Origin of the sequence: Ornithinibacillus xuwenensis (assembly GCF_039614845.1) — a bacterium.
Classification (GTDB): Bacteria; Bacillota; Bacilli; order Bacillales; family Amphibacillaceae; genus Ornithinibacillus; species Ornithinibacillus xuwenensis.
The window spans coordinates 1-19,206 of the sequence record NZ_JBDIML010000005.1 but is presented as its reverse complement, the minus strand read 5'-3'; the positions used below and the strand labels follow the sequence as shown (position 1 = coordinate 19,206).

Sequence of the window (19,206 nt, the reverse complement as noted above, 5' to 3'; positions counted from 1 at the left end):
TATGAATCACACTGAAGCACTTACTAGATATATTGCAAACTTTGTGGACGAGCTTGCCAAAAGCGGATTAACCGATGTTGTTATCTCTCCTGGATCAAGATCAACACCACTGGCAATGACATTTGCTGAGCATCCAGATATTAAAGAATGGGTTATTATTGATGAGCGATCAGCAGGATTTTTTGGGCTTGGATTGGCGAAGCAAACCAATCGACCAGTTGCGCTTGTATGCTCTTCCGGTACGGCCGCAGCTAATTATTTTCCGGCAATTATCGAAGCCTATCAAAGCAGAGTTCCATTAATTGCGTTAACAGCTGATCGGCCTCATGAGCTAAGAGATGTTGGTGCTCCACAGGCTATTGATCAACTAAAGCTTTATGGTGATTATGTAAAGGATTTTCACGAAATGGCTTTACCGGAGTCAACCGGAACAATGATAAACTATGTGAGAACAAAGGCTGCAAGAGCTATACATGAAGCGATGTCAGGGAATTCTGGTCCTGTTCACTTGAACTTCCCTTTTCGAGAGCCGTTGATCCCTGATTTCTCAATTGAGAATCTTTGGGGTGAACCTCTCGCTGACCCTTATCATGTTTGGCATGATGGAAGAAAGAAATTGCCAGAGGCGCTTGTGAAGCAGTTATCGGAAAAATTACAATCAACTAAAAAGGGTGTCATTGTTTGTGGTCCACAAATTGATGAAGAATTAGGAGAGGTTATCACACTCTTAGCTGAGAAATGGGGCTTGCCAATTTTAGCTGATCCACTTTCACAGATTCGAACTGGAAGTCATTCTAAAGCTAATATAATAGAGGGCTATGATGCTTTTTTACGTAATCAAGAGATAAGGAATTTATTAAAGCCTGATTATATCATCCGATTTGGTGCAATGCCGGTTTCCAAAGCATATTTATTTTATGTGAAAGAGAATCCAGGTGCACAGCAATATGTTGTGGAAAATCATTTAGGATACCGGGAGCCAGTGGGCAATTCTACTGAATTTATTTTTGCTGATCCTATCTTATTATGCTCTGATCTAATTGAAGCTAGTGCAACAGATACCATTAGGGATGGTGAATGGCTACCATTATGGAATAAGCTAAATAGCATTGCTAAACAGTACACATTACATGCATCAGATACAACGCTAACAGAAGGGGAAGCTGTCAGGCGATTACTAGAAGTGATCCCGGATAAGAGTAGTCTCTATGTGGGAAATAGTATGGCGATTCGGGATGTAGACACATTTCTGCTATCTACTTCCAAATCCATTAAGTTATTAGCAAATCGTGGTGCTAACGGAATTGATGGAATGGTCTCCAGTGGTATTGGAGCTGCTTCCTCCGGTATTCCTGTGACATTATTGCTTGGTGATCTGTCTTTTTTCCATGATTTAAACGGATTACTAGCTGCTAAGCATTATCATATCAATATTACCATTTTAGTGATTAATAATAATGGTGGAGGAATTTTTTCATTCCTACCACAAGCTACAAGTGAAAAGCATTTTGAGGCGCTATTTGGAACGCCGCTAAATATTGATTTTCAAAAAGCGATAGAAATGTATGGTGGTTCCTACCACACTCCTCAACAGGCTGATGATTTGAATGATGTGTTATTGGAATGCTATCAGGAAGAGGGATTATCGGTTATTGAAGTGAAAACAGACCGAAACGAAAATCTACAATGGCATCGTGAGCTTTGGGAAGCAATTGAAGCAGAAATCGTAAAGACGGTGATGCATTGCGAATAAAGCGAAGTAATATAGACTATTGGTATGAAATATATGGCGAAGGGGAAACCATCGTATTATTACATGGATTTACTGGGAGTACGGATACTTGGTCACATTATTTACAACAATATCAATCAACATTCAAGATTATATTAATTGATTTGCCAGGTCATGGAAAAACAGTTACAGGATCACCGATCACTATGGAGCAATGCTGTGAGGATATACATGCTATCTTAGCGGAGAACCAGGTTGAAACCTTCCATTTAGTGGGCTACTCCATGGGAGGGAGAATAGCATTAACCTACGCGATGCTCTATCAACATCAGCTACAATCATTAGTATTAGAAAGCGCCTCTCCGGGATTAGAGTTGGTGGAGGAGCGAGAGGAAAGAATAAAGCAAGATGAGCTACTAGCAACTAAAATTGAACAAGAAGGACTTGAACTGTTTATTGACTATTGGGAGAACATTCCGTTATTCACATCACAAAAGCAGTTACAACCTTCTATACAGGAGCGTATACGCAAGGAAAGATTATCCCAAACAGAAGAAGGGTTAGCACTCTCCTTACGATCGATGGGGACGGGGAGTCAGCCTAGCTGGTGGGCGAAGCTATCGAACCTAAATACTCCAGTCTTATTACTTGTTGGAGAACTAGATCAAAAGTTTGTAGCGATTAATAAACGGATGCAGAAGCGTCTTCAGAATAGTACGCTGAAGATTATTTCGAACACAGGCCATGCAATTCATGTGGAACAAACTGAGATTTTTGGTAAAATGGTAGAGGAGTTTATTTTAGAAGTTTCCAATACATAGATTAAAGGAGGATTTCCATGACTGTACAATGGGAAAAAGTTCGAGACTACGAAGAAATTATTTATGAAAAATATAATGGTATCGCAAAGGTGACCATTAATAGACCAGAAAAACGGAATGCGTTTACGCCATTAACTGTAAATGAAATGATCGATGCATTTGCTGATGCGCGTGACGATTCATCTGTTGGTGTAATTGTTTTAGCTGGTGCTGGTGACAAAGCATTTTGTTCTGGTGGTGACCAATCTGTTCGTGGACATGGTGGCTATGTTGGGAATGACCAAATCCCTCGTTTAAATGTTTTAGATCTACAACGATTAATTCGTACAATACCAAAACCTGTAATTGCGATGGTATCTGGTTATGCAATTGGTGGGGGACATGTTCTTCATGTCGTATGCGATTTAACGATTGCAGCAGATAATGCGATTTTTGGACAAACTGGCCCGAAAGTGGGTAGCTTTGATGCTGGCTATGGAGCAGGTTATTTAGCTAGAATTATTGGTCATAAACGTGCCCGTGAAATCTGGTTCTTATGTCGCCAATATAATGCTGATGAAGCTTATGAAATGGGCTTGGTTAACAAAGTTGTACCACTGGATCAACTAGAGGCAGAAACACTTCAATGGTGTGAGGAAATCTTAGAAAAATCTCCTACTGCACTTCGTTTCCTAAAGGCTTCCTTTAATGCGGATACAGATGGACTTGCTGGCCTGCAACAAATGGGTGGAGATGCTACACTTCTTTACTACACAACAGATGAAGCAAAAGAAGGTAGAGATGCTTTCAAAGAAAAAAGAAAGCCAGACTTCGATCAATTCCCGCGTTTTCCGTGATTTGCATAGCTTGAAGATAAAACCTTTGCTTTTTTTGAGCAAAGGTTTTATCGTTTTGATTAGATAGATTTTATGATGCAACAGTGAGGTGTTTTCGTGGCAGAAATTATTCCACATTGGTTATCAAAGCAAGCCTTTCTTGCTCCAAATAAACCTGCAATCGAACAGGTCGATGGTACGGTAATAACATTTCTTGAACTGAAGAATAGAAGTCAAGAATTTGCTCAAAGACTCGCTTCTTATGGAATTAGGAAAGGGAGCCATGTAGGTATACTATCGAATAATAATTCGAGTATGATTGTAGCGATTCATGCATTAAGTTATCTAGGTGCTGTAGCTGTATTATTTAATACAAGGTTAACCTCTGATGAAATTAATTATCAGCTTCATGATGCAGAAGTAGAGGTTCTGATTACAGCAGATGACTTATTAGACTCTGCGAAAGACTTAAAAGTAAATATCGTCAAGAGTTTTCAAGAGGTTGAAGAAGAGAGTAGACAAGATATTGCCCTTTTATCGGAATTTGACTTGGACGATCCAATTACTATTATTTACACTTCAGGTACGACAGGCTTTCCAAAAGGGGTAATCCATACATATGGAAATCATTGGTGGAGCGCTATTAGCTCGGCATTAAACCTAGGACTTTCTGAAAAGGATAAGTGGTTAGCTGTGTTGCCCTATTTTCATGTTGGAGGCTTATCCATCTTTTTAAAAAGTGTAATTTATGGAATGCCGGTATATATAGTTGAGAAATTTAATGAACAAGTCGTATTAGACGCCATACTAAATAGAGGGGTTACGATTGCATCTGTTGTAACGGTCATGATGCAACGATTGATAAATCTATTAGGGGAGAATCGTTTCCCTGGTTACTTCCGATGCATGCTGCTTGGAGGAGGACCTGCACCAAAGCCACTATTAGAAAAAGCGAATGAGAAGCATATTCCAGTTTTTCAATCATATGGCATGACGGAAACTTCTTCTCAAATCGTTACACTGAGTCCTTCTGATGCCTTAGTGAAAATTGGCTCTGCTGGAAAACCATTATTCCCTGCTCAATTACGAATCAGCGGAAACGTGCCAAATGAAATTGGTGAGATCACTGTAAAGGGACCAATGGTAACAGGTGGATATTATAATAACCAAAAAGCAACAAAGAATGCTTTTAAAGATGGTTGGCTGTATACAGGAGACCTTGGTTATGTAGATGAGGAAGGATTCTTATATGTTGTCGATCGGCGGAAGGATCTGATAATATCTGGTGGTGAGAACATATATCCATCCGAAATAGAAAGTGTTTTATCTGGATTTGTTGGCCTACAGGAGGTCGCGGTTATTGGAATCGAGGATAAAGTTTGGGGACAAGTTCCAGCTGCCTTCGTAGTAGTTAATGAAGAGGCTATTACCAAAGCTGCTATTATCGAATATGCCAAGGGAAAACTTGCAAAATATAAGCTGCCAAAGGAAATATACTTTGTCAGTAGTTTACCGAGAAATGCTTCTAATAAGCTTGTTCGAAGTAAGCTTCTAGATTATATCCATAGATAAGAGAAAACTTCAGCTAACTCCGGCTGAAGCTTTTTTTGTACTTTATCTCAAATGGTTCAACCATACATTCTTTTACTATTTTTAGACAAATTAAAGATAGGAGGTGTGTTATGGAAAGAAAAAAATATTATGTAAATGTCGGTAGCGGTGAAATATCTCAGATAAAGTATGATAATAACGATAGCTTTACCATTTATGCAACCGATGATGAGGTTGTGATGCTACGTGCTAAACTAGATAATATGGCTGTTGATGCGAATCGAACTTTTTTTCGTTCTCATGTGCCAATTATGCCCTATCATAATGACAAATCCAATGATGATTATGATGCTGAAATGGTAGAGGCATACAGAATTTTGCATGAATTAGGTGACGAAACCACAAAGCAATTTATCAATAGCATTGGAATTTTAGGAGATAATCATATGTAAGAATCTTTTGGAATAGGATAATATATCTTATTCCTTTTTATTTGGTTTAGTAATAGTAGAGTAGAGGGAATAGTATTAATAGAAGTAACTAGGAGGTAGAATAACATGAAGTCGATGATTAGTTGGCTTGTTCTATTATTAGTTGGATCTTACATGTTTTTTGCACTTATACTACCCTCTCCAGCGGAACATAATACGCTTGCTAAGGAGCAGCAGGTTCAACAAGTGAGTGTAGATGTGTCTGATGATACCACCCAAGAAAAAGTTGAGAGAAAGATTACGCAACAAGAGATAGTGCAATTAACAGATGCCTTCATGAATACCATCTTACAGGATATTGATATGAATTATCGGGTGGAAAATCATTCTTCAAAAGAGTCTTTATTTCATGAGTTTGAAAAAATTACGACAAAAAAGGTTGCTAAACCTTATGTTGATTACTATTTTTATGAAGAAAATGACGGGCTTTATATTGTCCCTACGGAAACGCCCCCTTGGTTTATTAAACAGAATGACTATGATGTGGTACAATTAGATAGGAATAAAGTCTTGGTTACGCAAGAAAATAAATCTGGTCCATATGGTCATTATACAATTGGATTAGAATTTACTTTTGATGACCAAGCATGGAAAATAACGGAGATATCACATCAATGATGTAGAAATAGAATTAAAGGTAGCTGACACATGTTTATATTTCGAGATTATTATCATAATGAAATTACATTCTCCTACAGCAATCATCCTTTCTCAAAGGATCCAAGGCATGTTTGGGTTATTTGTCGGTATAAGGATAGATGGCTTTTAACCAAACACAAGGATCGTGGGATCGAATTTCCAGGTGGAAAAGTCGAAGAGGGAGAAAGTGCTGAACAAGCGGCTCATCGTGAAGTAATGGAAGAGACCGGTGCCGTGATTGAAACGATTCGCTATGTTGGGCAATATCATGTTGCGGGAAAGGCTAGTCACGTTGTAAAAAATGTTTATTTTGCAGACATTCAAATGATAGAGAAGCAAGATACTTATTTTGAGACAAATGGACCAATATTATTAGAAGAAATACCAAAGAACGTGAAGCATAATAAACGATTTAGTTTTATTATGAAGGATGATGTTCTAGTCCATAGTCTAGCAAGGGTCAAGGAAATAATAGAATAGGTATAGAGACTAATAAAACACTTCAGATTTGAAGTGTTTTATTTGATTTTTAAAATTAAAATTCAGCATGAAGTTAATAGCAGAATGAAGAATTAGAATAGATTTCCTAGTAGTGTGAATATTAATAGTAACAATGATTAGGAGGAGCATCTATGGAAGAGAACCACAATACTAGGCTAACTTCCTCTGAATTATCAGTAGTTTGGAGTAGCTATCAGAATAATTCTATGGCAGTATGTGTTCTAAAATATTTTGCTGCGAACGTAAATAACGCAGACATTAAATCAGTAGTTGATTACGCACTTGCATCATCTGAAAAAAATTTGCAATGGAGCAAAGATATTTTAAAAAAGGATAATCAACCAATTCCTATTGGGTTAACAGATGAAGATGTTAGTCCTACTGCTCCTCGATTATTTTCTGATGAATTTTATTTATATTACCTCAAAAACATGGCAAAAATCGGATTATCTATTTATGGTGTGGCACTATCAACTGCTGCAAATTCAGAGGTGCGTAATTTTTTAAGCCAAGCCATTCAGGGTTCCACGGATTTATATAATAAATCAGCTAATTTATTATTATCATTGGGGATATTTGTAAGACCCCCCTACGTTTCACCTGTAAAATCAGTGGATGTAATTGATGAGAAAAAGTACCTTAAAGGAATCATGAAGCTAAACAATAATAAGAGACCATTAAATGTTATAGAAATTACCCATGTTGAGGCGAATATAGAGACTAATGCATTAGGAAATGCTCTATTAGCAGGTTTTGCCCAGGTTGCGAAGTCTAAAAAAGTACGTAACTATTGTACGACAGGCAAGGATATTGCTAAAAAACATATTAAGCTATTTGCTACATTATTGACAGATGATGACCTGCCTTCTCCAATGCCTTGGGCTCTTGATATTACAGATTCTACAATTGCGCCCTTTTCGGATAAACTAATCATGTTTCATTCATCCTTACTGATAGCATCAAGTATTTCAAATTATGCTACTGGTTCAGCTGCAAGCTTACGGACCGATATTCAAACGGATTATGTTCGTTTAGCTGCTGAGGTGGCACAATATTCAAGTGACGGTGTAAATATCATGATCAAGAATCGATGGCTTGAACAGCCCCCACAAATTCCGAATCATAAAAAATTGGCAAAAGGTTAAAATTCGAGAGATAATACAACTAAAAAACACGTACAGGAGTTATGCTATGAAACTGTACGTGTTTATATTTGATTTTGATTGAAAGGTAAGGATATTACTTTAAAGATTAATTCATTAAGTGGTATGGCGAATTAACCATCCTTCGATTTGCTCGACAATTTTGTACATAACAGCAGCAAATAATGCGATTAGAATTAGGCTAGCCATGACTAATGTGAAGTCAAATACCTGGAATCCATATACAATTAAATAACCCAATCCCTCTTTTGAAACCAAAAACTCTCCTACGATGACACCTACCCAGGATAATCCAACATTAACCTTTAAAGTTGAAATCATAACAGGGAGTGTAGCTGGAAAGACGGCAGATTTAAAACGTTGCCATCTAGTAGCACCAAAGCTTTTTAATACCTTCTCATAATTAGGGTCCACTTCCCTAAACCCTGTGTATACGACAATGGTTGTGATAATGACCGAAATGATAGCTCCCATTGCAATGATAGAAATATAACCTGGACCTAATGCCACAATAATAATTGGCCCTAGTGCAACTTTAGGCATTGCATTAAGAATGACAAGATAAGGATCCATTATATTTGAGAGTCTGGTGGATGACCATAGGATAGAGGCAATGATAATCCCTAAGATTGTACCTATAATGAACCCGAGAACTGTTTCGAATAAGGTTATCTGTGCATGGGAAAGGATCGATCCGTCTGACAATTTATCAATTAGTACATTGTATACTTTGGAAGGGGAGCTAAATAGTAATGGATCAACCCAGTTCAGCTTGCTTGCCAATTCCCATATTCCGAAAAAAGCTACTAAAATAACTACCTGCCATATCCAAACAATTCGTTTTTCTCGTTTTAACTTTCGCTTATGCGCTTCCAATAAAAAGTGGTCTTCTTTTCCGGACATTGCAACTCCCCCTTCCCCGAGAAAAATTTATACAAATGTGGTTTCATTTTTATTTAATTCCTCCCAGACCTTATCAAAAATTGATTGGTATTTTGGATGTCTGCGAACGAGAAAAGGCATTTCGTTTCGTAGCTCAATAGGAACTTCGAATGATTTTGCAATGGCGCCAGGGTTAGCGCTCATTACAATAATACGATCACTCATAGCGATTGCCTCTCCGATATCATGGGTAACTAAAATCGCGGTTTTATGGTATGCATGAAGTAGTTTGAACACTAGATCCTCTAGTTTTAATTTTGTCTGGTAATCAAGTGCTGAAAATGGTTCATCTAATAATAGAATTTTCGGATCTGTAATGAGTGTACGAACAAGTGCAACTCGTTGTCGCATACCACCAGAGAGGGAACTTGGATATTGTTTAGCTACTTTCTGAAGACCAACTTCCTCTAAAAGCTCAATTGCCTTTTCTCTTATTTCAGCACTTAGCGTATCTTGAATGGTAGGGCCAATTAATACATTATCTAATATCGTTTTCCAGGGGAATAGGTAATCTTGCTGTAGCATATAGCCAATCCCTATACCAGATTTTTCAATTGGATTATCGTTTAGCAACACACTACCAGAGGTTTGCTTCATAATACCAGATACAATGGAGAGAATCGTTGATTTCCCGCAACCACTTGGACCAAGTAATGCAATGAATTCTCCTTCCTTAACGGAGAAGGAAATGTCATCCAATGCTTTTGTATAACTGTTTTTTGAAAAATAATGATGGGTGACGTTCTCTAAGGTTAGAAATGACAATGTTTTCCCTCCTTAGTTATTGATGACATCTTCAGCTATCTCTGTATTTACTAATTCATCATAGGAAATGTTTCCCTCAGGCAATTCTCCGGCTTCCTCCATGATTGCTTTTAAGTTATTCCATTCTTCCTCATCTAGAATTGGGTCGGTGGCAAAGGAGCCTTGGCTTTTGTATCGCTCAATTGATGATGTCAAAATATCCAAATCAACATCTTCAAAATAGCCTTGAATGGTTTCTGCTATTTCAGCAGAATCGGTCTCTTGAACCCATTGCTGGGCTTTGTAAATCGCGCTTGTGAACTTTTCAATATTTTCTTTGTTAGCTTCAAGATAGCTTTGCTTTGACATAAATACGGTATATGGAACATGGCCAGACTCTTCACCAAATGATGCGACAACATGCCCATTTCCTTCTTTTTCAAAAACGCTGGCAGTTGGTTCAAATAATTGTACATACTCATAATCACCAGATAAAAATGCTCCTGGAATATTCGCGAATTCAATATTTTGGTGTAGGCTTAAATCATTTTGGGGATTAATACCGTGTTGTTTTAGTACATACTCACCAACCATTTGAGGCATACCGCCTTTTCGTTGGCCAAGGAAATTTGTTCCTGCTAAATCCTCCCATTCAAAATTGGGATGAGGCTCCTTTGCAACTAGAAATGTACCGTCAGTCTGGGTAAGCTGAGCAAAATTCACTGCGAAATCATTAGAATCCTGTGCATAAACATAGATAGACGTTTCTGATCCAACTAGTGCAACGTCAACGCCGTCTGATAACAAAGCTGTCATCGTTTTATCTCCGCCCCAAGTCGTTTGAAGTTCAACATCTAAACCTTCTTCTTCAAAGAAGCCTTTCTCTATTGCAACATATTGTGGTGCATAAAATAAGGAACGTGTTACTTCTCCTACTTTAATGGTTGTATTTTCACTAGATCCACATGCGGATAGAAAAATAAGCACAACACATGATACAAACGAAAGATGTTTTATTTTTCTCATGATGCTCGATCCTTTCAATATCAGATATTTTGTCTAAACATTTTATGCAATGTGAAAAAATGTGTGAATGCCTAGTTTAAGATAGGGTGAAGGGTGGAATATAAAAAAACCGACCTAATAATAGGTCGGGTGTTGAAAATTCAACTATTGATGGCAGCTAATTGTTGCTGCATTTAATATATAAACCCTCTTGGGATGAGGACATGATAATGGTAGCTTATCGATTTTGATAGGTTGGACCAGCTTTAGCAATTTCCGCGCTGGCATCTGAAAATTTCTTGAAATTCTCATGGAACTTAAGTGCAAGTTCCTTTGCTTGCTCTTCATAAGCCTGTTTGTCACGCCATGTATTTTTAGGAACTAATATTTCATCAGGTACCCCTGCTACTTGAGTAGGTATGTCTAATCCGAAGATCTCATCTTTGGTTGTTTCAACATGGTTCAGCTCTCCTTCAAGTGCTGCGTGGACCATTGCTCTTGTATAAGAAAGCTTAATACGACTTCCAATACCATAAGAACCGCCAGTCCATCCGGTATTGATCAAGAAAACATTTGTATCGTACTGGTCAATTTTTTCTCCAAGCATTTTCGCATACGTAGCCGGTGCTAATGGAAGGAATGGTGCACCGAAGCAGGCTGAGAAAGTAGCTTCAGGTTCTGTTACTCCTCTTTCTGTTCCAGCAAGTTTACTTGTATATCCGCTAAGGAAGTGGTACATTGCTTGCTCTCTGGTTAACTTACTAATTGGTGGTAATGTACCAGATGCGTCTGCTGTAAGAAAAATAATCGTATTCGGATGTCCCGCGATACTTGGGTTTACAATATTATCGATATGCTCTAATGGATAGGCAGCTCTCGTATTTTCGGTTAAAGATGTATTTTCATAGTTTGGAATACGAGATTTATCGTCCATCACAACATTTTCTAGTACTGAACCAAATCTGATGGCATTAAAGATTTGTGGCTCTTTCTCTTCTGATAAATTAATACATTTAGCATAGCAGCCGCCCTCTATATTAAATACACCTCTAGAACTCCATGCATGCTCGTCATCACCAACTAGCCGGCGATATGGATCTGCTGATAAGGTGGTTTTACCCGTACCTGATAGTCCAAAAAATAATGCTACATCTCCTTCATTTCCAACGTTTGCTGAGCAATGCATGGAAAGAATGTTTTGTTCAGGTAATAAGTAGTTCATAATCGAGAATATGGATTTCTTAATTTCTCCAGCGTATTCTGTACCACCAATTAATATTACTTTATGTTTAAATGAAACAAGTATGAAGGCTTCTGAATTTGTCCCATCGATACTTGGTTCTGCCTTAAACGAAGGAGCAGAAATTACTGTAAATGATGGTTGATGAGCTGTTAACTCTTCTTCAGTAGGACGAATAAATAATTGTCGGGCAAATAAATTATGCCAAGCAAACTCATTGATAACTTGAATTGGTAATCGGTAGTTTTTATCAGCACCAGCGAAACCATTAAAAACAAAGACCTCATCTTTTTCCTTTAAGTGAGCGATAACTTTTGCATATAATTTTTCAAATACTGCTTCATCGATTGGTTGGTTTACATTTCCCCAATCAACTTTATCTTCGGATATAGAATCTCTGATAATAAATTTGTCCTTTGGAGAACGACCAGTATATTTTCCGGTTGTCGCAAGAACAGCTCCGGTATCAGTTAAAGTTCCTTCTTTTCTCGATAGAATTTTCTCAACTAAACTAGCAACAGATAAATTGTTTTGAATATTTTGTTGTGATAAAAGCTCTTCTAATAATGAAGTTTTCATTACCGTATTCATTATAATTACCTTCCTTTATGATGGAATATTTAGGAAAGACTTCCTTTCCATAACAAAAGCATCTGAAATCTTCCATTAGTATAACACATTTAAAATAATGGTGTATACTAATTATTATTTTTTATTTTATTATCTTTTTTACTATATGTGACAGCGATAATATGAGTTGACATTGGACAATTAATTCGGTTAACCTAAACTATGAGCGGATACTCTCTTATTCAGAGTCGGCGGAGGGACAGACCCAATGAAGCCCGGCAACCATCACACCATGTGAAAAGGTGCTAACCTGATGCAAGGAAAATTCCTTGAACAATAAGAGCGAAAGGCTGAAAACCCCTTTCCTCAGGAACGAAGGAAAGGCTTTTTTTTGTTGATTGGGATATAATACTGATAGATATGGAGTTCCGTACCACTATATAAAGGGAGGATTTAGCCTAATGGCTAAAAATCGACGATTATTTACTTCGGAGTCAGTAACAGAAGGGCATCCGGACAAAATTTGCGACCAAATTTCCGATGCAATTTTAGATGAAATCTTATCAAAGGATCCAGCAGCACGTGTTGCTTGTGAAACAACTGTAACAACAGGACTGGTATTAGTTGCTGGTGAAATCACCACGTCAACTTATGTTGATATTCCTGCAGTTGTGAGACAGACCATAAAGGACATTGGGTATACCCGTGCAAAATATGGCTTTGATGCTGATACTTGTGCAGTTTTAACAGCAATTGATGAACAATCACCGGATATTGCTGGTGGGGTGAATCAAGCATTAGAAGCCCGTCAAGGAAAATTGACCGAGGGAGAGATTGATGCGATTGGTGCTGGTGACCAAGGCTTGATGTTTGGATTTGCTTGTAATGAAACAAAAGAGTTAATGCCTTTACCAATATCATTAGCACATAAACTTTCGAAGCGATTGGCAGATGTAAGAAAAGATGAAACACTTGCATATCTTCGCCCAGATGGAAAAACACAGGTTACGATTGAATATGACGAACAGGATCAACCAGTTCGTGTGGATACGATTGTAATCTCAACCCAGCATCATCAAGATATAACATTAGAACAAATTGAGAAAGACTTATTGGAACATGTGATAAAACCAGTTGTTCCTACAAACCTATTGGATGAAGAGACAAAGTATTTTATTAATCCAACAGGTCGATTTGTGATAGGTGGCCCACAAGGCGATGCTGGTTTAACCGGTAGAAAAATCATTGTGGATACCTATGGTGGATATGCTCGTCATGGTGGGGGTGCATTCAGTGGTAAGGATGCAACTAAAGTAGACCGTTCAGCTGCGTATGCGGCCCGTTACGTTGCGAAAAACATTGTAGCAGCAAAACTAGCAGACTCTTGTGAGGTACAGCTCGCTTATGCGATTGGCGTTGCGGAGCCAGTTTCTATTTCCATTAACACATTTGGTACCGGTGTTGTAAATGAAGAAGCGTTAGTAAAAGCTGTCCGCGATATTTTTGATTTAAGGCCAGCCGGAATCATTCGCATGTTAGATTTACAACGTCCGATTTATAAAGAAACTGCTGCTTATGGTCATTTTGGTAGAACGGATGTAGAATTCCCGTGGGAAAAAACCGATAAAGTTAATGAACTATTATCATTTACAAATCAAAAGTAAATTAAAAAGTCACGAGATAAAAAATCGTGACTTTTTTTGTTGAATAAGTTTTATTCTATCCCGAGACTTGTGTGTTTTTTATAATACTGGCCTTTATCAACATAGGATTTCCGTACGCGCTCCATCTCTTTATAATCCTCATCAGTTAATTCTCTTACTACCTTTGCAGGACGCCCAATAGCCAATGTATGTGGTGGGATTTTTTTGCCTGGAGGAACAAGACTGCCAGCACCAACGAATGCAGACTCACCTATTTCTGCACCGTCCAAAATAATCGATCCCATTCCGACTAATGCATTTTTTCGAACAATGGCGGAATGTAGGGTCACTTGATGCCCAACTGTCACATCGTCTTCAATAAGAAGTGTGTTACTCGGGCTTTGGTGAAGCATGGATAAGTCTTGAATACTTACTCTTTTTCCAATTCGAGTTGGTGCAACATCACCCCGAATGACCGTCTTAAACCAAATACTAGATTCTTCTCCAATCGTAACGTCACCAACAATGACCGCATCTTTTGCTATGAAAGCCGTTGGATGAATAGATGGAGAAACATTTTTATAATGATGTATCATGTATACTCCTCCTAAAAAGTAATCGAAATTATTTTTTATGAATTGCAATAATAAATGGGGGATTATTTTTTTGATTAATAAAACCGTACTGCAAAACACTGTATTTCTTTTGGTCAAGTGAGATTACATGCTTCATTATGTCATTTCTTTCTACATCTCCACCTTCGTGCCCATAATAAACAACAAGGATGATTCGACCATTTGGTTTTAAGTATTTTAAAATTGCATGAATGGCAGCTATAGTAGAATTTCCCTTAGTAATAATAGATTTATCACTTTTAGGAAGATAACCTAGATTGAAAATCGCACCACCAATTTTTCCTTCTAAATCAGCTGATAAATAATTTTCGAGATTTGCATGACTATCTAGAACAAGCGAAACATTCGTACAATTATTTTCCATTAACAGTTGATCTGTATGATCAATTGCTTGTTCTTGAATATCGAAAGCAAGGACTTCTCCTTGTTCCCCAACAAGTTTACTTAAAAATAATGTATCATTGCCATTTCCACATGTTGCATCAATAACGGTTTCACCGGGTTTAACAATTTCTTCTAATAAATGATGGGAATATTTTAATATACTTTTCATGTGAGTTTCTCCTTAGACAAATTCAATCTTTTTTAAGGATAGCATGTTAAAACAGATTACGGAACTTAAAAGTGATGGTCATTATGTTTAAAGCATTATCTGATAAGAAGAACCAATTTATATTATAAAGCAGGAATATCTTGACAAAGCTAGTAGTATTCATTACAATTCAATTTAAATAATCGAAAAGCGATGCGAAGGAGTAGTAGTTACTGGACACAGGCTAAGAGAGGCAATGGTTGGTGAGAATTGCCCCTGGTCAGTTGCGAACTCGCCTTTAAGTTACAAGGGTGAACGAAAGTAGTCCTTGTCGTTAATCCGCGTTAAGGATACAAGTGAACGAATAATCGTTAATTTGGGTGGTACCGCGGGAAATACAGCTTCTCGTCCCTTCATTGGGATGAGAGGCTTTTTTTATTTTAACTTTTGAAAAGGAGGAATAATCATGAGTTTTAAACATGATGAAATTGAAAAGAAGTGGCAAAAACACTGGCTTGAGAATAAAACATTCAAGACCGATACTTCTTCAGATAAGAAGAAATTTTATGCGTTGGATATGTTTCCATATCCATCTGGAGCAGGACTTCATGTTGGTCACCCAGAAGGATATACAGCAACAGACATTCTCTCCCGTATGAAAAGAATGCAAGGATATGAAGTGCTACACCCAATCGGGTGGGACGCATTCGGGCTTCCTGCTGAACAGTATGCGTTAGACACAGGAAACAGTCCGAGTGAGTTTACCCAAAAAAATATCAATACATTTAAGAGACAAATCCAAGAGCTAGGTTTTTCATATGACTGGGATCGAGAAATCAATACGACTGATCCAAATTACTATAAATGGACCCAATGGATTTTTACCAAGCTATATGAAAAAGGATTAGCTTATATTGATGAAGTGGCTGTTAACTGGTGCCCAGCTCTTGGCACTGTATTGGCTAACGAGGAAGTAATTGATGGTAAAAGTGAGCGTGGTGGGCACCCGGTTGTTCGTAAGCCAATGAAACAATGGATGTTGAAAATTACTGCTTACGCAGATAGATTACTTGATGATTTGGAAGAGTTGGATTGGCCTGAAAGTATTAAGGATATGCAACGCAATTGGATTGGACGTTCTGAAGGTGCAGAAGTAGTCTTCAATATTGATGGTCATGACGAGAAATTTACTGTGTTTACAACAAGACCAGATACACTATTTGGTGCAACTTACGCTGTTCTTGCTCCAGAGCATCCACTAGTTGAGAAAATAGTGACGCCAGAGCAAAAAGAAGCGGTAGAAAAGTATCTTGATGAAGTGCAAACCAAATCAGATTTAGAGCGAACGGATCTGGCGAAGGATAAAACAGGAGTTTTTAGTGGTTCCTATGCAATCAACCCTGTTACAAAAGAGAAAATGTCAATCTGGATTGCTGATTATGTATTAATGTCCTACGGTACAGGTTCTATTATGGCAGTTCCAGCACATGATGAAAGAGATTATGAGTTTGCAACAAAATTCGAATTGCCAATTATCGAAGTAGTTGCTGGCGGAGATGTATCGAAAGAGGCTTATACAGGTGATGGCGAGCATGTGAATTCTGATTTTCTAAATGGTTTTAATAAAGAAGAAGCAATTACAAAAATGATTGTGTGGCTTGAGGAAAATGGAAGAGGTAGGAAGAAAGTGACCTATCGTTTGCGCGACTGGCTATTCTCAAGACAACGTTATTGGGGAGAACCAATTCCTGTAATTCATTGGGAAGATGGGTCGATGACCGCTGTTCCGGAGAATGAACTACCACTTGAGCTACCAATCATGACGGAAATTAAACCATCCGGTACCGGTGAATCACCACTAGCAAATAGTGATTGGGTTAATATCAGTGATCCAGTGACAGGTAAAAAAGGTCGACGTGAAACAAACACAATGCCACAATGGGCAGGGAGTTGCTGGTATTTCTTGCGCTATATTGATCCAAAGAATACTGAGAAATTAGCAGATTCTGCATTGCTTGAAAAATGGCTTCCAATTGATATTTATATCGGTGGAGCAGAGCATGCAGTACTTCACTTGCTATATGCAAGGTTCTGGCATAAGTTCTTGTATGATATTGGAGTTGTTCCTACAAAAGAGCCGTTTATGAAGCTTTTCAATCAAGGGATGATTCTTGGTGAAGGTAATGAAAAAATGAGTAAATCAAAAGGGAATGTAGTAAATCCTGATGATATCATTGCTTCTCATGGAGCGGACACACTTCGTCTATACGAAATGTTTATGGGACCATTGGATGCATCTGTAGCTTGGTCGACAAATGGATTAGACGGTGCACGACGTTTCCTTGATCGTGTATGGCGACTATTTGTAAATGAAGATGGAAGTCTGTCAGATAAAATTACTTCTGATAATGATAATGCTCTTGAAAAGGTTTATCATGAGACAGTGAAAAAAGTATCAGAGGATTTTGAACAGCTTCATTTTAATACGGGTATTTCACAAATGATGGTATTTATAAATGAAGGGTATAAAGCTGAGAAGTTACCAAAAGAATATGTGGAAGGATTCGTGAAGTTACTTTCTCCTGTTGCACCACATATCGCAGAAGAATTGTGGAGTCGTCTAGGGTATGGTGAAACGATTAGTTATACAGAATGGCCAACCTATGATGCGTCAAAATTGGTGGAAGATGAAGTTGAGATTGTTGTGCAAGTAATGGGTAAAGTCCGAGCCAAACTAACTGTGGCAAAGGATATTTCAAAAGAAGAATTGGAAAAGATGGCACTCGAAGAAGATTCTGTACAGGAATGGATCGAAGGTAAGACAGTACGGAAAGTGGTTGTAGTTCCAGGCAAGCTAGTTAATATCGTTGCTAATTAATATAGAAGGAATCCTGATCAGGATTCCTTCTTTTCTATATTATTAATTGCTTGGCATCCATCTCGTTTGGAGAAGAATCCATTTATCACGGTCGAAATACCAGATTGATTCTACTGTTCCTAATTGGTCTGCGTGATAAGCACCACTAACCTGTTGATAACTTTTTAGACCATAGCCTTTACTTTTGCTAATCAATTTTGGTTCAAAAAAAGCTATAGGATCTACCATTGCAGAGGTTTCTTTAAGTAATTTTCCGTCTTTACTATAAATACCTAAGCGGACATAATCATCTGCTCGATTGGAAACATCAACGATGGATGGTTCCATATCAGGTGATATAGTTACCTCCACCTTAAAGTCATCAAGGAATTTTCCTTTTACAAATGGTTGCTCAGGCAAAGGAATTTCTGATAACTTATTTTGAATTAAGGTATGCAAGTGATATTGATATAATCCACCACTTCCGCCAGTGGCGCTTTGAAAGAATATATCATTTACTTTGTCATGGTTTAAATCAATAAACGTTAACGTTGGTTCATATCCCCCCATATATGGAATTTCCCAGATCTGGTTTTCAGAGGATGTGATGACAGCAACTATATCACGATAGTAGGTTGAGTCAGGCGAGAAGAGGACTCCTTTTAGTTCTATCACTTCTTTTAATCCATCTCCAGTAACATCCTCTTCATATGTTTTAATGACTTGCAGCTCCGAGTTTTGCTCCTTTTCTAATGCATAAATAGAAAACGTACCAAAGCTAATGAAAAGAAATGCTATAAGCGTTGAAAAGGTTACTTTTTTCATGAAATCTCCTCTTTTTCTTGTTATTATGGATAGGTTGTGCCGTAAACAGAAAAGCTATACAAGTATTGTTGTAGTAACAGTTTTAGCAACATGGAATATACTAAAGCGGAAACTGGATTAAAGTGGATATAATGGAAAAAGGAACCGCTGCTAATCCTATTGACTATTATGGATGAGGAGTGTAATATGGATTTTGCTGTTCAGCAATTACATTTTGTCTGCAACAGATAAGATTAATTTCGGTTGACATAATCATGTGTACATGTTATATTAATAGATGTCGCTGATACGTCAGCTGATTTAAAAGATTAATATTTCACTAAATAATTGTTGACATAATGCAGACAGCGTGATATGATATAAAAGTTGTCGCAAAAAACAACAATGAAGATTTTGCTCCTTGAAAACTGAACAAAACAACCAGTATGTCAAGAAAAAACATACCCTGTTTTTTCGATAAAAGAAATACAGAAGCTAGCGCTTCTTTGCTAAGAAACAAC

18 protein-coding genes, 1 riboswitch and 1 other annotated feature are annotated in these 19,206 nt (G+C 37.6%); of the genes, 10 read left to right on the top strand and 8 right to left on the bottom strand.

The window, feature by feature from the left end:
* Position 1 precedes the first annotated feature (1 nt).
* From menD to ABC228_RS14150, 8 genes are all read left to right on the top strand, one after another.
* Entirely contained in the window at positions 2-1,753 is a 1,752-nt protein-coding gene (gene menD / locus ABC228_RS14185; protein WP_345825814.1) for a 2-succinyl-5-enolpyruvyl-6-hydroxy-3-cyclohexene-1-carboxylic-acid synthase, read from the top strand.
* Entirely contained in the window at positions 1,744-2,553 is an 810-nt protein-coding gene (gene menH / locus ABC228_RS14180) for a 2-succinyl-6-hydroxy-2,4-cyclohexadiene-1-carboxylate synthase (protein ID WP_345825813.1), read from the top strand. The genes menD and menH overlap by 10 nt, the downstream gene beginning before the upstream one ends.
* A 17-nt stretch (positions 2,554-2,570) precedes the next feature.
* Positions 2,571-3,389 (top strand): 1,4-dihydroxy-2-naphthoyl-CoA synthase, encoded by an 819-nt coding sequence (menB, locus tag ABC228_RS14175; RefSeq protein WP_345825812.1) that lies wholly within the window; start codon positions 2,571-2,573, stop codon positions 3,387-3,389.
* Between the two features lie 96 nt (positions 3,390-3,485).
* Complete coding sequence (locus ABC228_RS14170) at positions 3,486-4,940, top strand: o-succinylbenzoate--CoA ligase (RefSeq protein ID WP_345825811.1); 1,455 nt, start codon at positions 3,486-3,488, stop codon at positions 4,938-4,940.
* 110 nt (positions 4,941-5,050) lie between these two features.
* On the top strand, positions 5,051-5,371 hold the full coding sequence (locus tag ABC228_RS14165) for a hydrolase (protein ID WP_345825810.1): 321 nt from the start codon (positions 5,051-5,053) through the stop codon (positions 5,369-5,371).
* A gap of 105 nt (positions 5,372-5,476) precedes the next feature.
* On the top strand, positions 5,477-6,028 hold the full coding sequence (locus ABC228_RS14160; RefSeq protein WP_345825809.1) for a hypothetical protein: 552 nt from the start codon (positions 5,477-5,479) through the stop codon (positions 6,026-6,028).
* A 30-nt stretch (positions 6,029-6,058) separates the two neighbouring features.
* Positions 6,059-6,529: an RNA deprotection pyrophosphohydrolase gene (gene ytkD / locus ABC228_RS14155; RefSeq protein ID WP_345825808.1), complete on the top strand. Its 471-nt coding sequence runs from the start codon at positions 6,059-6,061 to the stop codon at positions 6,527-6,529.
* 152 nt (positions 6,530-6,681) lie between these two features.
* Positions 6,682-7,695, top strand: coding sequence for a DUF3231 family protein (locus ABC228_RS14150; protein WP_345825807.1), 1,014 nt, complete (start codon positions 6,682-6,684; stop codon positions 7,693-7,695).
* A gap of 114 nt (positions 7,696-7,809) precedes the next feature.
* On the opposite strand, the gene ABC228_RS14145 is transcribed toward ABC228_RS14150, so the two are convergent.
* The 4 genes from ABC228_RS14145 to pckA form a co-directional block, all read right to left on the bottom strand.
* Positions 7,810-8,616, bottom strand: coding sequence for an ABC transporter permease (locus tag ABC228_RS14145; RefSeq protein ID WP_345825806.1), 807 nt, complete (start codon positions 8,614-8,616; stop codon positions 7,810-7,812).
* A gap of 27 nt (positions 8,617-8,643) precedes the next feature.
* Positions 8,644-9,420 carry an ABC transporter ATP-binding protein gene (locus tag ABC228_RS14140; RefSeq protein WP_345825805.1) on the bottom strand — a complete coding sequence of 259 codons (777 nt, stop codon included), beginning with the start codon at positions 9,418-9,420 and terminating at the stop codon, positions 8,644-8,646.
* 12 nt (positions 9,421-9,432) lie between these two features.
* The gene (locus tag ABC228_RS14135) at positions 9,433-10,425 is read right to left on the bottom strand and encodes an ABC transporter substrate-binding protein (RefSeq protein ID WP_345825804.1); all 993 of its coding nucleotides are present in this window, start codon (positions 10,423-10,425) and stop codon (positions 9,433-9,435) included.
* 217 nt (positions 10,426-10,642) lie between these two features.
* A complete protein-coding gene (gene pckA, locus ABC228_RS14130; protein WP_345825803.1) occupies positions 10,643-12,235 on the bottom strand; it encodes a phosphoenolpyruvate carboxykinase (ATP) in 1,593 nt (530 codons plus the stop codon).
* 214 nt (positions 12,236-12,449) lie between these two features.
* Positions 12,450-12,557: riboswitch (SAM riboswitch) on the top strand.
* A 118-nt stretch (positions 12,558-12,675) separates the two neighbouring features.
* Between pckA and metK the strand changes: the two genes are divergently transcribed.
* Positions 12,676-13,878: a methionine adenosyltransferase gene (gene metK, locus ABC228_RS14125; RefSeq protein ID WP_345825802.1), complete on the top strand. Its 1,203-nt coding sequence runs from the start codon at positions 12,676-12,678 to the stop codon at positions 13,876-13,878.
* Positions 13,879-13,928: 50 nt separating this feature from the next.
* On the opposite strand, the gene ABC228_RS14120 is transcribed toward metK, so the two are convergent.
* Positions 13,929-14,453, bottom strand: a complete 525-nt coding sequence (locus ABC228_RS14120) for a gamma carbonic anhydrase (RefSeq protein WP_345825801.1) — start codon at positions 14,451-14,453, stop codon at positions 13,929-13,931.
* Between the two features lie 28 nt (positions 14,454-14,481).
* Positions 14,482-15,045 carry a tRNA 5-(aminomethyl)-2-thiouridylate-methyltransferase MnmM gene (gene mnmM, locus ABC228_RS14115; RefSeq protein ID WP_345825800.1) on the bottom strand — a complete coding sequence of 188 codons (564 nt, stop codon included), beginning with the start codon at positions 15,043-15,045 and terminating at the stop codon, positions 14,482-14,484.
* Positions 15,046-15,228: 183 nt separating this feature from the next.
* Positions 15,229-15,440, top strand: a binding site (T-box leader).
* Between the two features lie 50 nt (positions 15,441-15,490).
* Between mnmM and leuS the strand changes: the two genes are divergently transcribed.
* On the top strand, positions 15,491-17,902 hold the full coding sequence (leuS, locus tag ABC228_RS14110; RefSeq protein ID WP_345825799.1) for a leucine--tRNA ligase: 2,412 nt from the start codon (positions 15,491-15,493) through the stop codon (positions 17,900-17,902).
* 42 nt (positions 17,903-17,944) lie between these two features.
* On the opposite strand, the gene ABC228_RS14105 is transcribed toward leuS, so the two are convergent.
* The gene (locus ABC228_RS14105; protein ID WP_345825798.1) at positions 17,945-18,706 is read right to left on the bottom strand and encodes a hypothetical protein; all 762 of its coding nucleotides are present in this window, start codon (positions 18,704-18,706) and stop codon (positions 17,945-17,947) included.
* 319 nt (positions 18,707-19,025) lie between these two features.
* The coding region (locus tag ABC228_RS14100; protein ID WP_345825797.1) for a hypothetical protein at positions 19,026-19,206 on the bottom strand (181 nt) is incomplete at its 5' end.

Bases quoted from the DNA above. Each gene is read 5' to 3' on its own strand.
- ABC228_RS14145 (WP_345825806.1), bottom strand. From the start codon at position 8,616: ATGTCCGGAAAAGAAGACCACTTTTTATTGGAAGCGCATAAGCGAAAG.
- ABC228_RS14165 (WP_345825810.1), top strand. From the start codon at position 5,051: ATGGAAAGAAAAAAATATTATGTAAATGTCGGTAGCGGTGAAATATCT.
- leuS (WP_345825799.1), top strand. From the start codon at position 15,491: ATGAGTTTTAAACATGATGAAATTGAAAAGAAGTGGCAAAAACACTGG.
- ytkD (WP_345825808.1), top strand. From the start codon at position 6,059: ATGTTTATATTTCGAGATTATTATCATAATGAAATTACATTCTCCTAC.
- pckA (WP_345825803.1), bottom strand. From the start codon at position 12,235: ATGAATACGGTAATGAAAACTTCATTATTAGAAGAGCTTTTATCACAA.
- ABC228_RS14160 (WP_345825809.1), top strand. From the start codon at position 5,477: ATGAAGTCGATGATTAGTTGGCTTGTTCTATTATTAGTTGGATCTTAC.
- ABC228_RS14135 (WP_345825804.1), bottom strand. From the start codon at position 10,425: ATGAGAAAAATAAAACATCTTTCGTTTGTATCATGTGTTGTGCTTATT.
- metK (WP_345825802.1), top strand. From the start codon at position 12,676: ATGGCTAAAAATCGACGATTATTTACTTCGGAGTCAGTAACAGAAGGG.
- ABC228_RS14150 (WP_345825807.1), top strand. From the start codon at position 6,682: ATGGAAGAGAACCACAATACTAGGCTAACTTCCTCTGAATTATCAGTA.
- menB (WP_345825812.1), top strand. From the start codon at position 2,571: ATGACTGTACAATGGGAAAAAGTTCGAGACTACGAAGAAATTATTTAT.
- mnmM (WP_345825800.1), bottom strand. From the start codon at position 15,045: ATGAAAAGTATATTAAAATATTCCCATCATTTATTAGAAGAAATTGTT.
- ABC228_RS14105 (WP_345825798.1), bottom strand. From the start codon at position 18,706: ATGAAAAAAGTAACCTTTTCAACGCTTATAGCATTTCTTTTCATTAGC.
- menD (WP_345825814.1), top strand. From the start codon at position 2: ATGAATCACACTGAAGCACTTACTAGATATATTGCAAACTTTGTGGAC.
- ABC228_RS14120 (WP_345825801.1), bottom strand. From the start codon at position 14,453: ATGATACATCATTATAAAAATGTTTCTCCATCTATTCATCCAACGGCT.